The sequence below is a fragment of the Pseudomonas sp. FG-3G genome (assembly GCF_901007645.1).
Taxonomy (GTDB): domain Bacteria; phylum Pseudomonadota; class Gammaproteobacteria; order Pseudomonadales; family Pseudomonadaceae; genus Aquipseudomonas; species Aquipseudomonas rhizophila.
The window spans coordinates 61,034-79,350 of the sequence record NZ_CAAKGZ010000045.1 but is presented as its reverse complement, the minus strand read 5'-3'; the positions used below and the strand labels follow the sequence as shown (position 1 = coordinate 79,350).

The 18,317-nt window shown below is 60.8% G+C and carries 19 protein-coding genes and 1 pseudogene; 9 read left to right on the top strand and 11 right to left on the bottom strand.

Going from position 1 to position 18,317, the window contains the following annotated elements; all coding sequences use genetic code 11:
* The first annotated feature begins 184 nt into the window (after positions 1-184).
* Positions 185-850: an FKBP-type peptidyl-prolyl cis-trans isomerase gene (locus PSEUDOMOFG3G_RS26250; protein ID WP_139048899.1), complete on the top strand. Its 666-nt coding sequence runs from the start codon at positions 185-187 to the stop codon at positions 848-850.
* A 61-nt stretch (positions 851-911) separates the two neighbouring features.
* Here PSEUDOMOFG3G_RS26250 and PSEUDOMOFG3G_RS26245 read toward each other — a convergent pair whose 3' ends face one another.
* The 7 genes and pseudogenes from PSEUDOMOFG3G_RS26245 to PSEUDOMOFG3G_RS26220 all read right to left on the bottom strand — a co-directional run bounded on the left by PSEUDOMOFG3G_RS26245 (position 912) and on the right by PSEUDOMOFG3G_RS26220 (position 7,335).
* Positions 912-1,370 (bottom strand): Rsd/AlgQ family anti-sigma factor, encoded by a 459-nt coding sequence (locus PSEUDOMOFG3G_RS26245; RefSeq protein ID WP_047226119.1) that lies wholly within the window; start codon positions 1,368-1,370, stop codon positions 912-914.
* Positions 1,371-1,547: 177 nt separating this feature from the next.
* Positions 1,548-2,090, bottom strand: a complete 543-nt coding sequence (locus PSEUDOMOFG3G_RS26240) for a disulfide bond formation protein B (protein ID WP_139048897.1) — start codon at positions 2,088-2,090, stop codon at positions 1,548-1,550.
* Positions 2,091-2,345: 255 nt separating this feature from the next.
* A complete protein-coding gene (locus PSEUDOMOFG3G_RS26235; protein WP_047226121.1) occupies positions 2,346-3,593 on the bottom strand; it encodes a heme biosynthesis protein HemY in 1,248 nt (415 codons plus the stop codon).
* Positions 3,590-4,720 carry a uroporphyrinogen-III C-methyltransferase gene (locus PSEUDOMOFG3G_RS28210; RefSeq protein ID WP_257220632.1) on the bottom strand — a complete coding sequence of 377 codons (1,131 nt, stop codon included), beginning with the start codon at positions 4,718-4,720 and terminating at the stop codon, positions 3,590-3,592. The genes PSEUDOMOFG3G_RS26235 and PSEUDOMOFG3G_RS28210 overlap by 4 nt, the downstream gene beginning before the upstream one ends.
* Before the next feature lie 36 nt (positions 4,721-4,756).
* A pseudogene (locus tag PSEUDOMOFG3G_RS28205) lies at positions 4,757-5,503 on the bottom strand (uroporphyrinogen-III synthase); the annotation flags it as partial.
* Positions 5,500-6,441, bottom strand: a complete 942-nt coding sequence (hemC, locus tag PSEUDOMOFG3G_RS26225) for a hydroxymethylbilane synthase (protein ID WP_139048895.1) — start codon at positions 6,439-6,441, stop codon at positions 5,500-5,502. The gene hemC and the pseudogene PSEUDOMOFG3G_RS28205, both read right to left, overlap by 4 nt.
* Positions 6,442-6,588: 147 nt before the next feature.
* Positions 6,589-7,335 (bottom strand): LytTR family DNA-binding domain-containing protein, encoded by a 747-nt coding sequence (locus tag PSEUDOMOFG3G_RS26220; RefSeq protein ID WP_047226123.1) that lies wholly within the window; start codon positions 7,333-7,335, stop codon positions 6,589-6,591.
* Between the two features lie 459 nt (positions 7,336-7,794).
* Between PSEUDOMOFG3G_RS26220 and argH the strand changes: the two genes are divergently transcribed.
* Entirely contained in the window at positions 7,795-9,189 is a 1,395-nt protein-coding gene (gene argH / locus PSEUDOMOFG3G_RS26210) for an argininosuccinate lyase (RefSeq protein WP_139048894.1), read from the top strand.
* 107 nt (positions 9,190-9,296) lie between these two features.
* On the opposite strand, the gene PSEUDOMOFG3G_RS26205 is transcribed toward argH, so the two are convergent.
* Positions 9,297-9,956, bottom strand: coding sequence for a glutathione S-transferase family protein (locus PSEUDOMOFG3G_RS26205; RefSeq protein WP_139048893.1), 660 nt, complete (start codon positions 9,954-9,956; stop codon positions 9,297-9,299).
* A 124-nt stretch (positions 9,957-10,080) separates the two neighbouring features.
* On the opposite strand from PSEUDOMOFG3G_RS26205, the gene PSEUDOMOFG3G_RS26200 reads away from it, so the two are divergent.
* The 3 genes from PSEUDOMOFG3G_RS26200 (at position 10,081) to PSEUDOMOFG3G_RS26190 (ending at position 13,865) form a co-directional block, all read left to right on the top strand.
* Complete coding sequence (locus PSEUDOMOFG3G_RS26200; RefSeq protein WP_139048892.1) at positions 10,081-10,365, top strand: hypothetical protein; 285 nt, start codon at positions 10,081-10,083, stop codon at positions 10,363-10,365.
* A 228-nt stretch (positions 10,366-10,593) separates the two neighbouring features.
* The gene (locus PSEUDOMOFG3G_RS26195; RefSeq protein ID WP_047226127.1) at positions 10,594-10,842 is read left to right on the top strand and encodes a TIGR02647 family protein; all 249 of its coding nucleotides are present in this window, start codon (positions 10,594-10,596) and stop codon (positions 10,840-10,842) included.
* A gap of 179 nt (positions 10,843-11,021) precedes the next feature.
* Positions 11,022-13,865 carry a class I adenylate cyclase gene (locus PSEUDOMOFG3G_RS26190; RefSeq protein ID WP_139048891.1) on the top strand — a complete coding sequence of 948 codons (2,844 nt, stop codon included), beginning with the start codon at positions 11,022-11,024 and terminating at the stop codon, positions 13,863-13,865.
* Positions 13,866-13,870: 5 nt separating this feature from the next.
* Here the strand turns inward: PSEUDOMOFG3G_RS26190 and rnk are convergent, their stop codons facing one another.
* The 3 genes from rnk to cyaY form a co-directional block, all read right to left on the bottom strand.
* Entirely contained in the window at positions 13,871-14,281 is a 411-nt protein-coding gene (gene rnk / locus PSEUDOMOFG3G_RS26185; protein WP_047226129.1) for a nucleoside diphosphate kinase regulator, read from the bottom strand.
* A gap of 277 nt (positions 14,282-14,558) precedes the next feature.
* The gene (locus PSEUDOMOFG3G_RS26180; protein ID WP_047226130.1) at positions 14,559-14,777 is read right to left on the bottom strand and encodes a DUF1289 domain-containing protein; all 219 of its coding nucleotides are present in this window, start codon (positions 14,775-14,777) and stop codon (positions 14,559-14,561) included.
* Positions 14,778-14,781: 4 nt separating this feature from the next.
* Positions 14,782-15,114: an iron donor protein CyaY gene (gene cyaY, locus PSEUDOMOFG3G_RS26175; RefSeq protein WP_047226131.1), complete on the bottom strand. Its 333-nt coding sequence runs from the start codon at positions 15,112-15,114 to the stop codon at positions 14,782-14,784.
* 202 nt (positions 15,115-15,316) lie between these two features.
* On the opposite strand from cyaY, the gene PSEUDOMOFG3G_RS26170 reads away from it, so the two are divergent.
* The 4 genes from PSEUDOMOFG3G_RS26170 to PSEUDOMOFG3G_RS26155 are packed head-to-tail and all read left to right on the top strand — an operon-like array spanning position 15,317 to position 18,315.
* Entirely contained in the window at positions 15,317-15,487 is a 171-nt protein-coding gene (locus tag PSEUDOMOFG3G_RS26170; RefSeq protein ID WP_047226132.1) for a lipoprotein, read from the top strand.
* 9 nt (positions 15,488-15,496) lie between these two features.
* Positions 15,497-16,744, top strand: coding sequence for a diaminopimelate decarboxylase (gene lysA / locus PSEUDOMOFG3G_RS26165; RefSeq protein WP_139048890.1), 1,248 nt, complete (start codon positions 15,497-15,499; stop codon positions 16,742-16,744).
* A 4-nt stretch (positions 16,745-16,748) separates the two neighbouring features.
* A complete protein-coding gene (dapF, locus tag PSEUDOMOFG3G_RS26160; protein ID WP_139048889.1) occupies positions 16,749-17,579 on the top strand; it encodes a diaminopimelate epimerase in 831 nt (276 codons plus the stop codon).
* 13 nt (positions 17,580-17,592) lie between these two features.
* On the top strand, positions 17,593-18,315 hold the full coding sequence (locus tag PSEUDOMOFG3G_RS26155) for a DUF484 family protein (RefSeq protein ID WP_047226135.1): 723 nt from the start codon (positions 17,593-17,595) through the stop codon (positions 18,313-18,315).
* The last annotated feature ends 2 nt before the right edge of the window (positions 18,316-18,317 follow it).

The following is an 18,317-nucleotide window of genomic DNA, read 5'->3' as shown; positions in this document are numbered from 1 at the left end:
CCTGACTGACGTGAGTGCGGCTCATACTAGACCTCTGCTGCAACCGCCGCTAGGGCATGTTGACAGTACACAAGACGTTGCGTTGCAAGGGACGAAAAATCTTCTACCCCACTGCCGGGGCAAACCACCTTTGCGGATATCGGCACTGGCATAATCCCCTCCATTCGAGGCCGGAGAACACTACATGTCGCGTCACTTGTTTTTATTCCTTTGCATGGTTTGCTCCATGGCTCAGGCCGCAGAAAAAACCAGCGCAAACGACGCTCATGACCTGGCGTACAGCCTGGGGGCAAGCCTGGGTGAACGTCTGCGCCAGGATGTACCCGACCTGCAGATCCAGGCGTTGGTCGAGGCTCTGCAACAGGCTTATCTGGGCAAACCATTGGCCCTCAAGGATGAGCGCATCGAACAGATACTGGCCGACCATCAGGCACGGCTGACGTCGTCACCGGCGACACCGCAGATCGAAGCGGCACTGAAAACCGAGCAGAAATTTCTTGATGAGGAAAAAGCCCGGCCCGGTGCTCAGCAACTGGCAGATGGCATTCTGCTGACCGAACTCAAGCCCGGCAATGGCGCCAAGGCCGGCCCTCACGGCAAGGTCCAGGTGTTGTATGTCGGTCGATTGCCAGACGGCACCGTGTTTGATTCCAACGGACAAGCGCAGTGGTTCAGTCTCGACAGCGTAATTGACGGTTGGCGCAGTGCATTGCCGCAAATGCCGGTAGGCGCAAAATGGCGACTGGTAATTCCTTCCACCCTGGCCTACGGCGCCGAAGGAGCCGGGGATGTCATCCCCCCGTTCACGCCGCTGGTGTTTGAAATCGAGTTGCTGGGCGCGACGACCTGAAGCTGACTCCAAAAAAAAACGGTGCGCAATGCGCACCGTTCTTTTGACTCTGCAAAAATCCTCAAGCCTGGGCCGGCGCTTCTTCCTTGTGGGAGTTGTGCAGCACTTCGATCAGGCAGTCTTCCAGTTCGAAACGCTCGTGCAGCAAGCCACCCAGTTCCTTGAATTTTTCCGCTACGCATTTGCCTTCATCACACAGGTCATTGAAGGCCAGCAGTTTTTCGGTGATGACGTCGATACGCGGGTAGATTTGCTCGGCGAGCTCCAGGCCACGTTTGTCGTTGAAGGCCTTGGCCTCGCTCGTCAGTTGCTCGTATATCTCGAAATGACCGGCAGACACGTAGTCGACCAGCACACCGCAGAACTCCTGCAACGGCTTGCGGCTTTCACTCAGCGCTTCAGGCCTGTCGCCGAGAGCATCATAGGCCCGAACCAGTTCGTGACGCTCCTGCAACCAGCGGTCGATCAGCAGATGCACCCCACCCCAGCGTTCCTGAGCATTCTGACAACTTTCGAGCATGGTGATTTCTTCCCTTGTGAGTCATGCCACTCGCAGCCTGCGCACCGCCTGAAATGATCAGGGACAAGCCAGACACAACATGATCGAGCGGCATAAATCCGATAACACGTGCGGGCCAGATTATGCCCGCACGACAACCGCTTCAAGGTACGCAGGAGATAAAGTTCATACAAGTGTTTAATCCATGACCCGGACCAGTTGCGACGTTGTGCCGCTGAGCGGTCGTATCAGAGCGTTCCAGACAAGGCGCAGCAGCAGATAGGACATCACAAAAGACACGGCGAGAAAAAACAACAGGCTCCATTCGGGAAGACTCAGATCGAACAGGGTCCAGGTGATGCTCGCGCAGTCGATCGCACCCTCGAGTACACGATGTACAGCGCCCCACCACGAACTCACTGCCTTGAGGTGATCGATACAATCGGGCAACTGCTCCAGCGAGTCGCCTTGCACCAGAACCTGACGCCATGCCAGCGTCAACCCGCTCGACGCGAAAACCAGCCCCATCGTCCCGTAGAAGATGCTGCCCTTCTGAGCAGGACCGTGCAGGCATGCGGCGAGACAGTTCATCAAAAACAGCATCAGGCACAACCGTTGCAAAACACACAGGCTGCAAGGCGTCAGACCTACCGCATATTCAAGGTAACTGGCGATACCAAAAACCAGAGCGGCGGCGATGAAAGCCATGAAAAACAAGAAGCGTGAGCAAGCCAAAGACATGGCGGTTCCGTAACAGAAGAGACAGGCCGTTACGGTAGAGGAAAGGCCGCCGGCCTTTCAAGGCGGGGCCGTGCAGACACTTCACCAGGGGTGTAGGGAATTCCCGACAAGCAAGAGAAGATTAAGCGCAGCTTGCTGTAGGACTTTACCGAAGGCATTGCTAACGCCATTAGGGGCATCAATAAACACGTGGCGAGGGAGCTTGCTCCCTCGCCACAATGATTCATACAACCCTCAAGAACGACTCACTCTCTCTCAAGTGGCCAAAACCTGAGCCGGGACCGGCAGTGGCGCGGCCAGCAAGCGCTCATCCAGTAACCCCAAGCCTTCCTGGAAGAGCTGGTTGCTGCGCTCGGCATCCCCCAGTTGCGCCAGCAGTCGCGCCAGTTCGGCGCAGGCCTCGGGATTGCGCTGCAGGCGCAAACTGCTTTCCAGATAATCCCGTGCCTTGCCCCACAAACTGTTTTGCAGGCACAGGCGGCCCAGTGTCAGCAGCAGGCCAGGGTCGTTCGGATGATCCTTGAGCCAGCCTTCTGCCGCTTGCAGTTGGCGGCCCGGATCATTGCCTCGGACCAACCCGTACAGGCGCGCCAGATGACTGTCATAGTGACGTTTGAGCGCCGCCCGTAGCACCTCTTCGGCCTCGGCCTGCGCCCCGAGTTGCCGCAGTTGCTCGGCATAGGCCAACACCAGCGCCGATTCCTGGCGTTGTGCGGACGACAGTTGTTGCCAGGCACGGTTAAGCGATTGCAACCCGACACTGCCGTCTTCGTCACGGTGGGCCGCCAGGGTGAGGTTTTCGCCCCAGGCCCGACGCTCCAGTTCAGCCAGCTCAGCCGGCGGCAGGACTTTGTCCTTGCGCAGCTCCGGCAACAACCGGACCACCGCAGACCAATCCCCGCGCTGCTGATGCAGACGTTGCAACTGACGCAGGGTCTGGGCGTTATGTGGGTGGCGATCATGCATGGCTTGCAGCGTGTTCAATGCACCGTCGGTGTCGCCGCGGTCCATCTGCAATTGTGCGTGCGTCAGGGCAATCGCCAGCTCAGCCTGGGGCTGACGTTCAAGGGCACGTTCCAACAGGCTGTCGCACTGCTCGTAAAGACCTTGCTCATTGGCCGCACGGGCGGCGCCAAGGTAATACAGCAACGGTTGGCGCTCGGCTTCAGCGGCGCGATGCAGGTGGCGCTGGGCACTGGCCCAGCGACCTTCGGCCAGGTCCAGTTGCCCGTGTTCGATTGCCACCTGCACCCGCCGGCTGCGGTTGCGGCGCGACCATGGGTTGACCACGCCAGTGGAGGTCGTCACCAGGCCAACCAAGGCGCTCACGCCCCGCCACACCAGCCAGAGCACCGCCACCAGCGCCAGGGTGACCCAAAGGCCGGCCTCGTATCGGAAGTTCTTGTATGCCACCAGCACGTAACCCGAATGTTCGGCGATCGCCACGCCCAGCAAGGCAGCGACGGCGATGACCACGAACATAATCACGTAGAGGCGTTTCATGGCGTGGCCTCCTGCTCATCAGGTTTGGCCAGCGGCTTGACCGACTCTTCGGCGTTCAGGTTGCGGCGCTCCAGATAGGCCTGAACGCTGCTCAGGGTTCCTGTCAGATCCGGGGTCGCAACCGTCACCGGCTGCCTGGCCAGCTCGACCACGCGCTCGAGCATGATTTTGCTTTGCGGGTTGTCCTGGTTGAAGTTGTTCTTGAGCACATCATGCGCTTGAGCCAGCGCTTGGGTGTACACCGGGGCCTGGCCGTTGAGAGCGGCCCATTGCGCCTGCTCCAGGGCCAGGCTCAAGGCCAGGCGCACCTGCACCAGACTCTGCCCGGCCAAGAGCGGACGGACATTCTCATCCGCGTTGAAGTCGATACGGATATAGCGCGATATCTGGTCCCACCACTGCGCCCAGCGGCTGGCGCCATCGCCATCGGCGGTCAAGCCCAGCAACGACTCACCACGATCCTTGTATTCGGGGGCCAGTTCCGTGAGTTGCAGGACCTGGTCACGCAAGGCCCCCAACTGCAGGAACAGCCCGGTACGATCTGGCTGCTCGGTACTGCGCAACGCAGCAAGGGTCTTGGCCAGTTGCTCGCGAGCGGCGAATGAGCCAGGGTCGTTTTGCTCGCGCAGGATTTCGTCAGCACCCTGGACCAGGGCCTGGGCACTGCTGATGTCCTGCAGAGCGGAAAGACGCAGGCTGGCCAGGCGCAGCAGATGTTCGGCTTCGGCCAGGCGCCAGTCCTTGCGGCTGGCACCGAGCACGGTTTCCAGGCGCTGGTTCAGTCGTTGTTGATCACCCTGCAACTGGGCGACCTGACGCCGACGCTCTTCCAGCTCTTGCGCCGCAGGCAATTGAGCCAGACGCTCACTCAGGCGTTGCTCATTGAGCTTGAGGGTCTGGGCCTGATCATTGAGCGCCTGAACCTGAGTGACCTGCTGCTGGTTATTGGCTTGCAGATGACGCACCTGCCACACGCCCCAACCACCAACGGCCACGCCGGCGGCTCCCAACAACAACGCGACAATGGCCAGCCCGTTGCCGCGACGCGGCGCCTTCGGAGCCGGGGTTTCAACCGGCGTATCGATCGCGGGTTGGTCTTGATCTTTTGGCAAGGCTGTTTCGCTCACGTATCCATCCTTTGCATTAGAAAACGGCACGGACTGATCCCGTAACGCCGCCAGCAAAGCCGCAGCACTGGCGCCACGGCAATCCACAACTGTCAGGGCCCCGGCGGCACGGGCCATCTCGGCAACCCTTGGGCTTGGAACGAACAACGGTAACCGCGCCAGCGCGGGCCACTCATCGCCAGCCAACCGCTGCAGATGCTCGAAGCTCTGCCCACTGCTGACCACCAGCGCGTTCAAGCGTTCCGCTTTGACCCTTGCCGCCAACTCACCTTCTCGGTAATGCGGCAGGCTGCGCCGGTACAGTTCCAAATAATCGACACTAGCACCTTGCTCGCGCAAGCGCTCCGCCAGCAAGCCGCGCCCGCCCTCGCCACGCACAATCAAAACCTTGGGATTGGGTCGGGTGATAGCCTGGCGTAACACCAGATGCTCCAGCAAGGCTTCGCTGTCATCGCCGTGGTCGGGATAAAACACAGTGAGGCCGGCATCGATAAGGATCTGCCCGGTCGCCGCCCCCACGCTGAACCATGGCTGGTCTGGCGGCTGGGGCCAATATTGGCGCAGCAGCTCCACACACAAACGTGCGGCGGGCTTGCTCACCACAATCACGGCACAGTACTGGTCCAGCCGTTGAAAAGTCTCCCCCATGGCGTCGGACATGGGGACCGGCTCGATATCCAGCAGCGGCAGGCTGCTGCTGTAGATCCCGGCCTCGGCCAGGACAGCCGCCAGGGCCGACGACTCGTCGACCGGCCGGGTCAGCAGCAGCCGCCAGCCCGTCACGCGTGGCCCGCCTCGCCGTAGACCTTCTTGAGAATGTCGTCGGCACCCTGGCTGAGCAGGTCTTCGGCTACCCGGACACCCAGCGCTTCGGCATCGCGGCGCGGCGCCCGGGCCTCGGCACTGAGCAGTCGGCCACCGTTCGGATCACCCACCAGACCGCGCAACCAGACCTGCTCGCCTTCGAGTACGGCGTAACAGGCGATCGGCACCTGGCAACCGCCATTGAGGTGTTTGTTGAGGGTGCGCTCGGCGAAGACCCGGGTGGCGGTGTCGTCGTGATGCAGCGGTGCCAACAGGGCATGGATCTCGCTGTCGGCGCTGCGACATTCGATACCCACCGCCCCCTGCCCACCAGCCGGCAGGCTGTCCTCGACGCTGATGGCCGACGTGATGCGATCTTCAAAACCGAGGCGGATCAGGCCGGCGGCGGCAAGGATAATTGCGTCGTACTCACCGGCATCGAGTTTGGCCAGGCGGGTATTGACGTTGCCCCGCAGAAAGCGGATTTGCAGGTCTGGGCGGCGGGTCAGCAACTGCGCCTGGCGACGCAGGCTGGAGGTGCCGACCACACTCCCGGCGGGCAGGGCGTCGAGGCTTGCAAACGTGTTGGAAACGAACGCATCGCGTGGATCTTCTCGCTCGCAGATGCAAAACAGGCCCAGGCCTTCCGGAAAGTCCATAGGCACATCTTTCATCGAGTGCACGGCGATATCGGCTTCGTTGTCCAGCAGCGCGGTTTCCAGCTCCTTGACGAACAGGCCCTTGCCGCCGATTTTCGACAGCGGCGAGTCCAGCAGCTTGTCGCCGCGACTGACCATGGGCACCAGCGTCACGATCAGGCCGGGATGGGCCTCTTCCAAACGGGCTTTGACGTATTCGGCCTGCCAGAGGGCCAAGGCACTTTTACGGGTGGCGATGCGGATCTCGCGAGGGGACATGGATCAATCCGTACTTAAAAGATACGGCGGATAATAACAGCTCAGTCAAATTCGCTTTGACTTGAATCACGACCCCAAGGCCTCCCTGGCCGTCAATGTCCTGGAAATGGAACGCGCTAAACGGCTTGGACGCCTTGGAACCTCAAGCTAAAGCTGTTGCATCATCTTCCGCACGCCGGCCACGTGCCGCCGGCTGACAATCAGCGCGTCGCCATTGAGGCCTTTGAGAAACAACTGGAAATGCCCAAGGGGTGTGCGCTGCAAACGCTCGATACGCTCGCGAGCCACCAAGGCATTGCGGTGGATGCGCACGAAGCGTTCACCGAACTCGTCTTCAAGAGCCTTGAGTGGTTCGTCCAGCAGCACCTCGCCGCTCTCGTGACGCAAGGTCACGTATTTATGGTCGGCGATAAAGTAGACCACCTGATTCAATGGGATCAGTTCAATGCCTTTGCGAGTGCGCGCACTGATGTGGCTGCGCGGGCCGCTGCCGCTTTCGGCGGCCGGACGGGTCAACGCCGCCAGTTGCACGCGGTTGGGCCGCTCGGCCTTGCGCAAGGCCTCGACCAGCGCCTCGGCAGTGACCGGCTTGATCAGGTAGCCCACGGCGCCGGCCTGCAGCACCTCCGGCGGGAAGTCGTCCCGAGTGGTGCAGAACACCACCGCGGGCGGTGACTCACGCTCGCACAACTTCGCCGCGACCTGCAAACCGTCCAGGCCAGGCATGCGAATGTCGAGCAGCACGATATCCGGCTTGTGGCTGTCAATAAGGGCCAACGCCTCTTCGCCATTGGTGGCGCTCGGCTCCAGGACACTGTAACCCTCGAGTTCGCCAACCATTCGGCTCAGGCGCTCACGGGCCAGTGGTTCGTCATCAACGATCAGGACATTCATATTGCGCTGGATTCCTGCGTGAGTCTCGCACAAGGATAGCGTAGACAGGGGAAGTGACATCCGTCACCGCGATCCACGCTAAGACTCGTTCGAGGGCCAAAAAGTGCCGCGAGGCGGTTACCTATCTTTACCCGCGCCTGCCAATCGATGCTTGAGGCCTGTTGTCGCACGGCGCCGTCGTAGGAATTGTTAACACTCCATCTGACCAATACGAGCCCCCCTCTTCTATTCGTCCAATGCTCCGTGGATGAAAAAGTAAAAGTCCTACAGTCCACTGTAGACGGTTGCCGCGCCGATATTGCTCAATCGAAAAATATCGTTGTGCAAAAAAACCATTAAATGCTCGGCTTGTGCGCAAAAAACCTGCCGACCAGTGCCAGCGCCAGTCCCGGCAACCCTGCTATCATCCGCCGCAGCCTTTAACCGCTACTTTTTCCACAGCCGATCACGAGCGAATTCATGAGCACTGACAAGACCAATCAGTCCTGGGGCGGCCGCTTCAGTGAACCCGTCGACGCCTTCGTCGCCCGCTTCACCGCCTCCGTCAACTTCGACCAGCGCCTGTATCGCCACGACATCATGGGCTCGATCGCCCACGCCGCCATGCTGGCCAAGGTCGGCGTACTGACCGATGCCGAGCGCGACAGCATCATCGATGGCCTGAAAACCATCCAGGCTGAAATCGAGGCCGGCCAGTTCGACTGGCGCGTCGATCTCGAAGACGTGCACATGAACATCGAAGCGCGCCTGACCGATCGCATCGGCGTGACCGGCAAGAAGCTGCACACCGGCCGCAGCCGAAACGACCAGGTGGCCACCGACATTCGCCTGTGGCTGCGCGATGAGATTGACCTGATCCTGGGCGAGATCACCCGTCTGCAAAAAGGCTTGCTGGAGCAGGCCGAGCGCGAGGCCGAGAGCATCATGCCGGGCTTCACGCACCTGCAAACCGCTCAACCTGTAACGTTTGGGCATCACATGCTGGCCTGGTTCGAAATGCTCAGCCGCGACTACGAGCGCCTGGTGGACTGCCGCAAGCGCACCAACCGCATGCCCCTGGGCAGCGCCGCGCTGGCCGGCACCACGTACCCGATCGATCGTGAATACACCGCACAGTTGCTGGGTTTCGACGCCGTGGGCGGCAACTCGCTGGATAACGTTTCGGACCGCGATTTCGCCATCGAATTCTGCGCCGCCGCGAGCATTGCGATGATGCATCTGTCGCGCTTCTCCGAAGAACTGGTGCTGTGGACCAGCGCGCAATTCCAGTTCATTGACCTGCCGGATCGCTTCTGCACCGGCAGTTCGATCATGCCGCAAAAGAAAAACCCCGACGTGCCGGAGCTGGTACGCGGCAAGAGTGGTCGGGTGTTCGGTGCGCTGATGGGCCTGCTAACCCTGATGAAAGGCCAGCCGCTGGCCTACAACAAGGACAACCAGGAAGACAAGGAACCGCTGTTCGATGCCGCCGATACCCTGCGTGATTCGCTGCGGGCCTTTGCCGACATGATCCCGGCGATCAAGCCCAAGCATGCAGTGATGCGCGAAGCGGCCTTGCGCGGCTTCTCCACCGCCACCGACCTCGCTGATTACCTCGTACGCCGTGGCCTGCCGTTTCGTGACTGCCACGAAATCGTCGGCCATGCCGTGAAGTACGGCGTGGACAACGGCAAGGACCTGGCAGAAATGAGCCTGGACGAACTGCGCCAGTTCAGTGACCAGATCGAGCAGGACGTGTTTGCCGTGCTGACTCTGGAAGGTTCGGTCAATGCCCGCGACCACATCGGCGGCACAGCGCCTGCCCAGGTGAAGGCTGCCGTGGTGCGCGGCCAGGCGATGCTCGCCAGCCGTTAAAAGCCGAAAGCATCGCGAGCAGGCTCGCTCCCACAGTGGATCTTTAGTGAACGCACATGTGTGAACACAGGGAGTTCAAATGTGGGAGCGAGCCTGCTCGCGATGACTCACTTCTTGGCAGCAATCATCGCCAAAAACGCTGGCATCTCTGCCTCCCTGTCGGCCGCAATCCGCTGCACATGCGGGTTCTGCTCCAGCCGCTCCATCAGCCCCTTGGCCGCCGGCATATCCGCCAGCAAGTCGATATCGAACACTTTCCGGCCCACCTGGCACGCCAGCGATACGCTGTAGAGGAAATACAGATCGGCCAGGCTCAGACTGTCACCCGCCACGTAGGGCGAGAATTTGCCGTGACGGCCGAGCGAGGCGAACCCCAGCAGCAATTCGGCCTTGGTCTTTTCCTTGATGGCGTCGGGTACCGACATGCCGAAAAACGCCTCGGCGTAGCAAGCCCGTCCCGGCAGCTCGATGTACAACTCGATTTCCCTGCACAAAGCCAGCACCTGGGCACGCTCGAACGGGTCGCTGGGCAACAGGGCTTTGCCCGGCTGGGTTTGTTCGATGTATTCGAGGATCACGCTGGTTTCGTTGATAAACCCTTGCTCGGTCTTGAGCACCGGCACCTTGCCCCGTGGACTGATGGCCAGCACATCGGGGGTCTGAGCGCCGTAGAACGGCACCTCTTCGAAGGGCAGACCCTTCTCCAGCAACGCCAGCTTGACCATGTTGTAATAATTGCTGACGGAAAAACCATAAAGCTTGAGCATGACAAAGCCTCCAGGCCGTGCGGGGTTGGCAGCCTTGCGTTATAGACCGCCGAGCCGTTTCTTGCCAGGCGCATCACTGCGCTGAATGCAGGTAAACTGGCGACCTTTCTCCAAGGAGCCTGCCATGAGCGAGCCAACCGACATCGACAACGACGAAGAAGAGTTCGTCGAGAACACGCTGATCCAGGCCATCGAAAACCAGATCGAAGATGACAACCCGCCAGCGGCCAAGGCCGTTTTCAATAAATTGACCCTGGTGGGTTACGAGCGCGAAGAAATTCTCAACCTGATGGCCCATGTGCTGGCAGTGGAAATTGATGCGATCCTCGAAGAAGACCGTGCGTTCGATACCCAGTGGTACGAAACGGCGTTGCGCGCTCTTCCCGAGTTGCCGCCAGAAAAGAAATAAGGTCTCACCGACTATGGCGAGGGAGCTTGCTCCCGCTCGGCTGCGCAGCAGCCATCAAGCTATTGGGACCGCTTCGCGCTCCAGCGGGAGCAAGCTCCCTCGCCACAACGAATTACGCCTGCGGTCACCCAAAACAAAAAAAGCATGACGCTGACACTGGACAGCTCGGCCGAGTGCGCTCACTTTAGTGACGCTGTCGACCAAATTCCTAGAAAGTCTGGAGTCCTTATGTCGCTTACCCCTGAGCTGGTTGCCGAACTGGAAATCCTTGCACTCTTCAACCTGGACAGTTCCCAGGAAGGCCTGAAAATCCATCAGACCGCTGCCCCCTCTGCCATCGCTGCCGCTAAACGCCTGTTCGAAAAAGACCTGATAACCCAGTCCGACGGTGGTTACCTGACCAGCCTGGGCCGGGATGCCGCCGAGCATGTGCAAAGCCTGCTGACCATTCTCAACGTCGTAAAAGAAGCCGCCTGATTCCTCCTGTCGCCCACGGAAATCTCCTTCATCGAGGTTTCCGCAGGCGCCCTGGCGCACTGTGTAAAAATTCTGACGTCAAAAACATACATTCAGCTTAAGAAATCCCGGGTTCGGGCGCTAAACTGCCACCACCTGTGATCTCCCACGTTCGACGCCGCGAGCCGGTTTGAGCTGACATGACCCGCAATCACGAAATACGCCCCGATCTGGACGAGGGAATCGACCGCAAGGTCCTGAGCCAGTTGCGCGCACGTTTTCTCAAGCTCAACACCGTGCGGATGGATCGCGCCCTGGAAGGGCTGTCGACCCGCCAGCAAAGCGTGCTGACGCTGTTGCCGTTGTTTTTCCACGTCAACCACCCGCTCCTGCCCGGCTATGTCTCAGGCAGCACACCTGCCGGGCTGTCCAACTATGAGCCCGACGCCAGCGTCCTCGCCGAAGCCCAGCGGCTGACCCGCTCGTTCTCCTACAAGCCGCGCCACGGCAGCAATCCACCGCGACCGATTCTGGGTCTGTTCCTGATGGGCAGCCTCGGCACCCTCGCCCAAGCGGATCAAAGCGACATGGATGTGTGGGTCTGCCATGGTCCGGACCTGAGCGAGGACGAACTGGCCGAACTGCGCAAAAAATGTCTGCTGCTGGAAACCTGGGCGACGACCCAGGGCGCGGAAGCGCATTTTTTCCTGATCGACCCGGCGCGCTTTGTCCGCGGCGACCGGGACACTCAGCTCAGTTCCGACGATTGCGGTACAACCCAGCATTACCTGCTGCTGGACGAGTTCTACCGCACGGCGATCTGGCTGGCCGGACGCACGCCGATCTGGTGGTTGGTGCCGGTGTATGAAGAAGAAAACTATGAGCAGTACACTCACACGCTGATTTCCAAACGCTTCATCCGCGCCGATGAAACGCTCAACCTGGGGCACCTGGCCTATATCCCGCCGGGAGAATTCATCGGCGCCGGCCTCTGGCAATTGTTCAAGGGCATCGAGTCGCCCTACAAATCAGTGCTCAAGCTGCTGCTGATCGAAGTCTACGCCAGCGAACACCCGGACGTTCGCTGCCTGAGCCTGCGCTTCAAACAGGCGGTGTTCGCCAACCGCCTGGACCTGGAAGAGCTGGATCCCTACATGGTGGTTTACCGTCGTATCGAGGAGTACCTCAACGCCCGAGGTGAATCCGAACGCCTGGAGCTGGTGCGCAGGGCGCTTTACCTGAAGGTCAATCGCAAGCTGACCGGCCAGGGGCGCAGCACTGGCTGGCAACGGGTTCTGCTTGAGCGTCTGGCCCGGGAATGGGGCTGGGACCCACGGCAATTGGCGCTGCTGGACAGCCGCAGCCAGTGGAAAGTGCGTCAGGTCAGCAACGAACGGCGGGCGCTGGTCAACGAACTGACCTACAGCTACCGCTTCCTGACCCAGTTCGCCCGCACCGAAAAAACCGTCAGCCTGATCAACAAGCGCGACCTCAACGTCCTGGGCCGGCGGTTGTATGCCGCATTCGAACGCAAGGCCGACAAAGTCGAGTTCATCAACCCCGGCATCGCCCCGGACCTGGCCGAAGACACCCTGACGCTGGTGCAGTCACCGAACAAGAAAGAACCCGGGCAGAACCAGTGGGGCCTGTACAACGGCAGCCTCAACGCCCTGGAGTGGGAAAACTTCGCACCGATCAAACGCTGCCGCGAGTTGCTGGAGTTGCTGACCTGGTGCCATCGCAACGGTGTGATCGACAGCAGTACGCGCCTGGCGCTGCACCCAGGTAGCAGCGACCTGAGTGAGTTTGAGCTGTTCAACCTGCTGGGCAGCCTGCAACAGTCCATCGCCCTGCCGCTGAGCACGGTAGATGAAGAACAGCTGTTGCGCGCCAGCGTGCCCAGCGAAGTGCTGATACTGGTTAACGTCGGCGTCGATCCGCTCAAGCATCATCGCGACCTCAATATCCTGATGACCACCGAGCGCACGGACTCCCTGAGCTACGCCGGGGTTCGGGAGAACCTGGTGCTGACCCTGGATCAGGTCACGCTCAACAGTTGGAACGAGGTGCTGGTCAACCGCTTCGACGGCGAGCACGCCCTGCTCGACTGCCTGCGCGATTACCTCAATGACCTGCCCGTCACTCAGCGCCAGCCGCGTTTGCAGGTACGCTGTTTCTGCCACAACCGCGCGCAGTTCATTGCCCGCCGGGTCGAGGAAGTCATCGAAACGGCCCAGACCCTGCTGCTGAGTAGGCTCAACCACCGCTATCTGCTCCAGGTCCAGCAGCACTACCACGTATTGGAGCTGGTGCCGGGCCAGGTCAATCACGTGGCCCTGGGCAGCCTGTCGGCGCTGATGGATTACCTGGGCGAGGAGCTGACGGCCTACAGCCCTCTGCATCTGGATCCGATGGCTCTGGAGGACCATGACCTGGCGCTGATCCTGCCCATGGGGCAGCCCGAGTGCATTCAGGTGTTCTACCGGGTCAACGAGGACGACGCTGAGCTGTACGTGCTCGATGAGCTCAATGCCCTGTGGCAACAGCGCTTGCCTTATCACGACGACCACAGCCTGCTGCTGCCGCTGCAGCGCTTCCTGCAATCGGTGCTGTACCGCCGCGACGCGTTACTGCCGATGGATGCCACCCAGCCATTGCCCCTGGAAACCCTGTACTACCAGCTCCTGCCCTCGGGCAGCGGGCGGGCACGGCGGATCGAGGCGCGGCAGGCGCCGCAAACGCCAGTGAACAAGCCGTTCTATGACGTGCAGGCAATCATCGGCAAAGCCACTCATGGGCAGGTGCACGTCACCCTGTATTGCGATCAGCGGGAGTTTTCGGAGCTGGAACATGGCGACCAGTTGTTCCGCGTGGTCGCCAGGGAGATCGTCGAACAGCGCCGCGAGGCCGAACGCTATCGCTGCTACATCACCGACCTGGACCTCTCGGGTCTTGTGGGTGATGGGGCCTGCTCAAGTAATTTGTACCTGCGTTACAAGGCTGACCTGGAACGCGCCCTGAACGAGGCGCTGGCCTTGGTCTGAAGCGCTTAGAGGTGGAAATCGCCGCCCGCTTCCGGCTGGTATTCCACGGCCAGCAATGTCAGTTTCAGCGTCTTGCCGCCCGGCGCCGGCCAGTCGATGTGCTGGCCAACCTTCAGGCCCAACAGTGCGCTGCCTACCGGGGCAAGGATTGATATCTTGCCTTCGTCGGCATTGGCATCCTGTGGATAAACCAGGGTCAGGTGATAGTCCTTGCCGCTGCTTTCTTCGCGGCAGTGCACACGCGAATTCATGGTCACGACATCGGCGGGCACTTCATCGTGGCCTACCACGGTGTCGGCACGATCCAGTTCGGTTTGCAACGCAATCACGCCCGGCAGCGTTTCATCAAGGCTATCGATCAGGCGCTCCAGACGTTGTACGTCCAGACGTGTAAGGGTGATGGAAGGTACGGTCATGATTCAGGCAGACTCCTTTGTTCTGCACGAAAAAAGCAAAACCCCGCCACAAAAAGACGGGGTTTTCACGGGCCTCGATGAGTTGAGGCGTAGCTGGACACTATCACAGCTCAATAAATAAACAACCCGGGCCAAATCTACCCATTGTCATGGGGAGCAGAATTACTGTGGCGCGGGGATTGTGGGAGCAAAGCTTGCTCGCGAAACAGGCGCCTCGATTTCAGGAAGAACGCGTCGTCTTCATCGCGGGCAAGCCTTGCTCCCACACAGTGGGCGATTACACCAGAGATTTGCGTTTAGCCGCCTCGGCGCAGATGACCCGGCGGCGCTCATCATCGGCCGAGCGCCATTCGCGGATATCCTCCACATGACGGAAACAACCGAGGCAGACCTTCTGCTCATCCAACTTGCACACGCTGGTGCACGGAGAGGGCACTGCGGGGCTGACGTTGCTGTAGAGCGGTTTGGGCGGGCGCGCCGGAGTGTTCTGGCTCACGCTGTCAAAGGCCTTCGAAATCCAGTTCCACCCCGGCCTGCTGCTTGACGATGCGCTCGAGCATTTCGCCCAATTGCTCTTCGCTCTTGTCGCACATCCAGCGTTCGCTTTCCTCGTCGTAGTCGAAGTGGAAACCGCCGGACACCGCCGCCAACCACAGCTGCCGCAACGGCTCCTGGCGGCTGAAAATCAACTGGCTGCCATTTTCGAACTTGACGGTCAGCACCCCGGCGGAGCTTTCCAGGTCGATGTCCAGCTCGCTTTCGTCGAATACATCCTCCAGCGTTTGCTGGGTCGCATCGACCAGATCGTGGAAACGGGCTTCAGTCAAACTCATTGCGGCAACCTCGAAAATGTCTGCTCATGCTCAAGCGCCGCAAGATACGGACGCTTCCCGGCGATTGCAAAGGATATACCGACCGACGACAGCCGGCTTTGGGAAAAGCCTCCCGGCGCCGGACGGGAACCCCGTTGCATAGGCAAGCTGCCGGGTGGCCGGTATACTCCGGCGCAATTAACGCATTTTCAAGGATTTCGCCATGAAGCGCCTGATCTCTTCCCTTGCTGCGCTCGTCGCGGTTGCTTGCCTTGTGACAGCCTGTGGTCAAAAAGGTCCGCTGTACCTGCCCGACGACAGCAAATCCCCTGAAGAACAGGCCAAGTCGTCGCAATCCAAGTCCCACGCGCACGATACCCACACCACTTATTAAGGGAACGCCATGGACGCTTTTAACTACCGTGGCGGGGAGCTGTTCGCGGAAGGGGTTGCCTTGTCCGCGCTCGCGGAACGTTTCGGCACGCCAACCTACGTTTATTCCCGTGCACACATCGAAGCCCAGTATCTGGCCTTCGCCGATGCTCTGGCCGGCATGCCGCACCTGGTATGTTTCGCCGTAAAGGCCAACTCCAACCTCGGTGTACTCAACGTCCTGGCACGCCTGGGTGCCGGCTTTGACATCGTTTCCGGTGGTGAGCTCGAACGCGTGCTGGCCGCTGGCGGCAGCGCCGACAAGATCGTTTTTTCCGGCGTCGGCAAGACCCGTGAAGACATGCGCCGCGCCCTGGAAGTGGGGGTGCACTGCTTCAACGTCGAATCGACCGATGAGCTGGAGCGCCTGCAACTGGTCGCCGCCGAGATGGGTGTCTGCGCGCCGATCTCTTTGCGCGTGAACCCGGACGTTGATGCTGGCACGCACCCGTACATTTCCACCGGTCTCAAGGAAAACAAGTTCGGCATCGCCATTGCCGACGCCGAGGATGTGTACGTACGCGCGGCCCAACTGCCGAACCTGGAAGTGCTGGGCGTGGATTGCCACATCGGCTCGCAACTGACCACCCTCGAACCTTTCATCGATGCCCTCGACCGCCTGCTGGCGCTGGTCGACCGCCTCAGCGATTGCGGCATCTACCTGCGTCACATCGACCTGGGCGGCGGCGTCGGCGTGCGCTACCGCGACGAAGAGCCGCCGCTGGTGGCCGACTACGTCAAGGCGGTGCGTGAACGCCTCGACGGTCGCGACCTGGCCCTGATGTTCGAGCCGGGCCGCTACATCGTTGCCAATGCCGGCGTGCTGTTGACCCGGGTCGAATACCTCAAGCACACCGAGCACAAGGATTTCGCCATCGTCGATGCGGCGATGAACGACCTGATCCGCCCGGCGCTGTATCAGGCCTGGATGGACGTCACCGCGGTGCGCCCTCGCGCTACCGCCGCCCGCAGCTACGATATTGTCGGCCCTATCTGCGAAACCGGCGACTTCCTGGCCAAGGGTCGGGAGCTGGCGCTGGAAGAAGGCGATCTGCTGGCCGTGCATTCGGCCGGGGCCTACGGGTTTGTCATGAGTTCCAACTACAACACTCGCGGCCGCTGCGCCGAAGTGCTGGTGGACGGTGATCAGGCGTTTGAAGTGCGTCGCCGCGAGACGGTAGCCGAGTTGTTTGCCGGCGAAAGCCTGCTGCCGGAGTAAAACCATGCTGCTGCGTTTTACCAAGATGCACGGCCTGGGCAACGACTTCATGGTCCTCGACCTGGTCAGCCAGCACGCGCACATCCTGCCCAAGCATGCCAAACAATGGGGCGACCGGCACACCGGTATCGGTTTCGACCAGTTGCTGATCGTCGAGGCGCCCAACAACCCGGACGTGGACTTCCGTTACCGGATCTTCAACGCCGATGGTTCGGAAGTCGAGCAGTGCGGCAACGGCGCCCGCTGCTTCGCCCGATTCGTGCTGGACAAGCGCCTGACCGCCAAACGGCAGATTCGCGTCGAGACTAAAAGCGGCATCATCGAACTGGATGTACGCAGCGACGGCCAGATCGGCGTCAACATGGGTGCCCCGCGCTTGATACCGGCGGACATTCCGTTCGAAGCGCCGGCCCAGGCCTTGAGCTATCAGTTGGAGGTCGACGGCACCACGGTGGAACTGGCGGCAGTATCCATGGGCAACCCCCATGCCGTCTTGCGAGTCAGCGATATCAACAGCGCGCCAGTGCATGAGCTGGGGCCGAAGATCGAAAATCATCCGCGCTTCCCCGCGCGGGTGAATGTCGGTTTCCTGCAGGTCATCGATCGCCACCGTGCGCAATTGCGCGTCTGGGAACGCGGTGCCGGGGAAACCCAGGCGTGCGGCACCGGCGCCTGCGCGGCGGCAGTCGCCGCGATCAGTCAGGGATGGATGGATTCGCCTTTACTGATCGACCTGCCCGGTGGACGCTTGTCCATCGAATGGGCAGGCCCCGGCCAACCGGTGCTGATGACCGGCCCGGCAGTACGCGTATACGAAGGACAAGTTCGTCTTTGAGTGAGTCAAACCCATGACCGACAAGCCACAGGTTCCAGCCCCGCAGCCCGACGAATCCCCCAGCCATCCGGACGCCGCAGCCGTGGCCGCGTACCTGGAGGCTCACCCGGACTTCTTCGTCGAGCATGAAGAACTGCTGGCGACGATGCGCATCCCCCACCGCCGCGGCGACACGGTGTCGCTGGTCGAGCATCAGATGAAGATTCTGCGCGAGCGCAACATCGAAATGCGCCATCGTCTTTCGCACCTGATGGACGTAGCCCGGGATAACGATCGGCTCTTCGACAAGACCCGTCGCTTGATCCTGGCGCTCATGGATGCCAACACCCTCGAAGACCTGGTGATGAGTGTCGAAGACAGTCTGCGCCAGGATTTCCAGGTGCCTTTCGTCAGCCTGATCCTGTTTGGCGATAACGCCATGCCAGTGGGGCGCTGGGTAACCCACGCCGACGCCCAGACAGCCATCGGCGGATTGCTCACGGAGAACAAGAGCGTCAGCGGCAGCCTGCGCGAACATGAGCTGGACTTCCTCTTCGGCGAAGAACAGCGCAAGCAGATCGGCTCCACCGCTGTCGTCGCCATCGCCCACCAGGGCGTACATGGCGTGCTGGCCATTGCCAGCCGTGATCCGCAACACTACAAAAGCTCGGTGGGCACGTTGTTTTTAAGCTACATCGCCGAAGTCACCGGCCGGGTCCTGCCGCGCATGACTGGTTCACTGCGCTCGGTACGCTGATG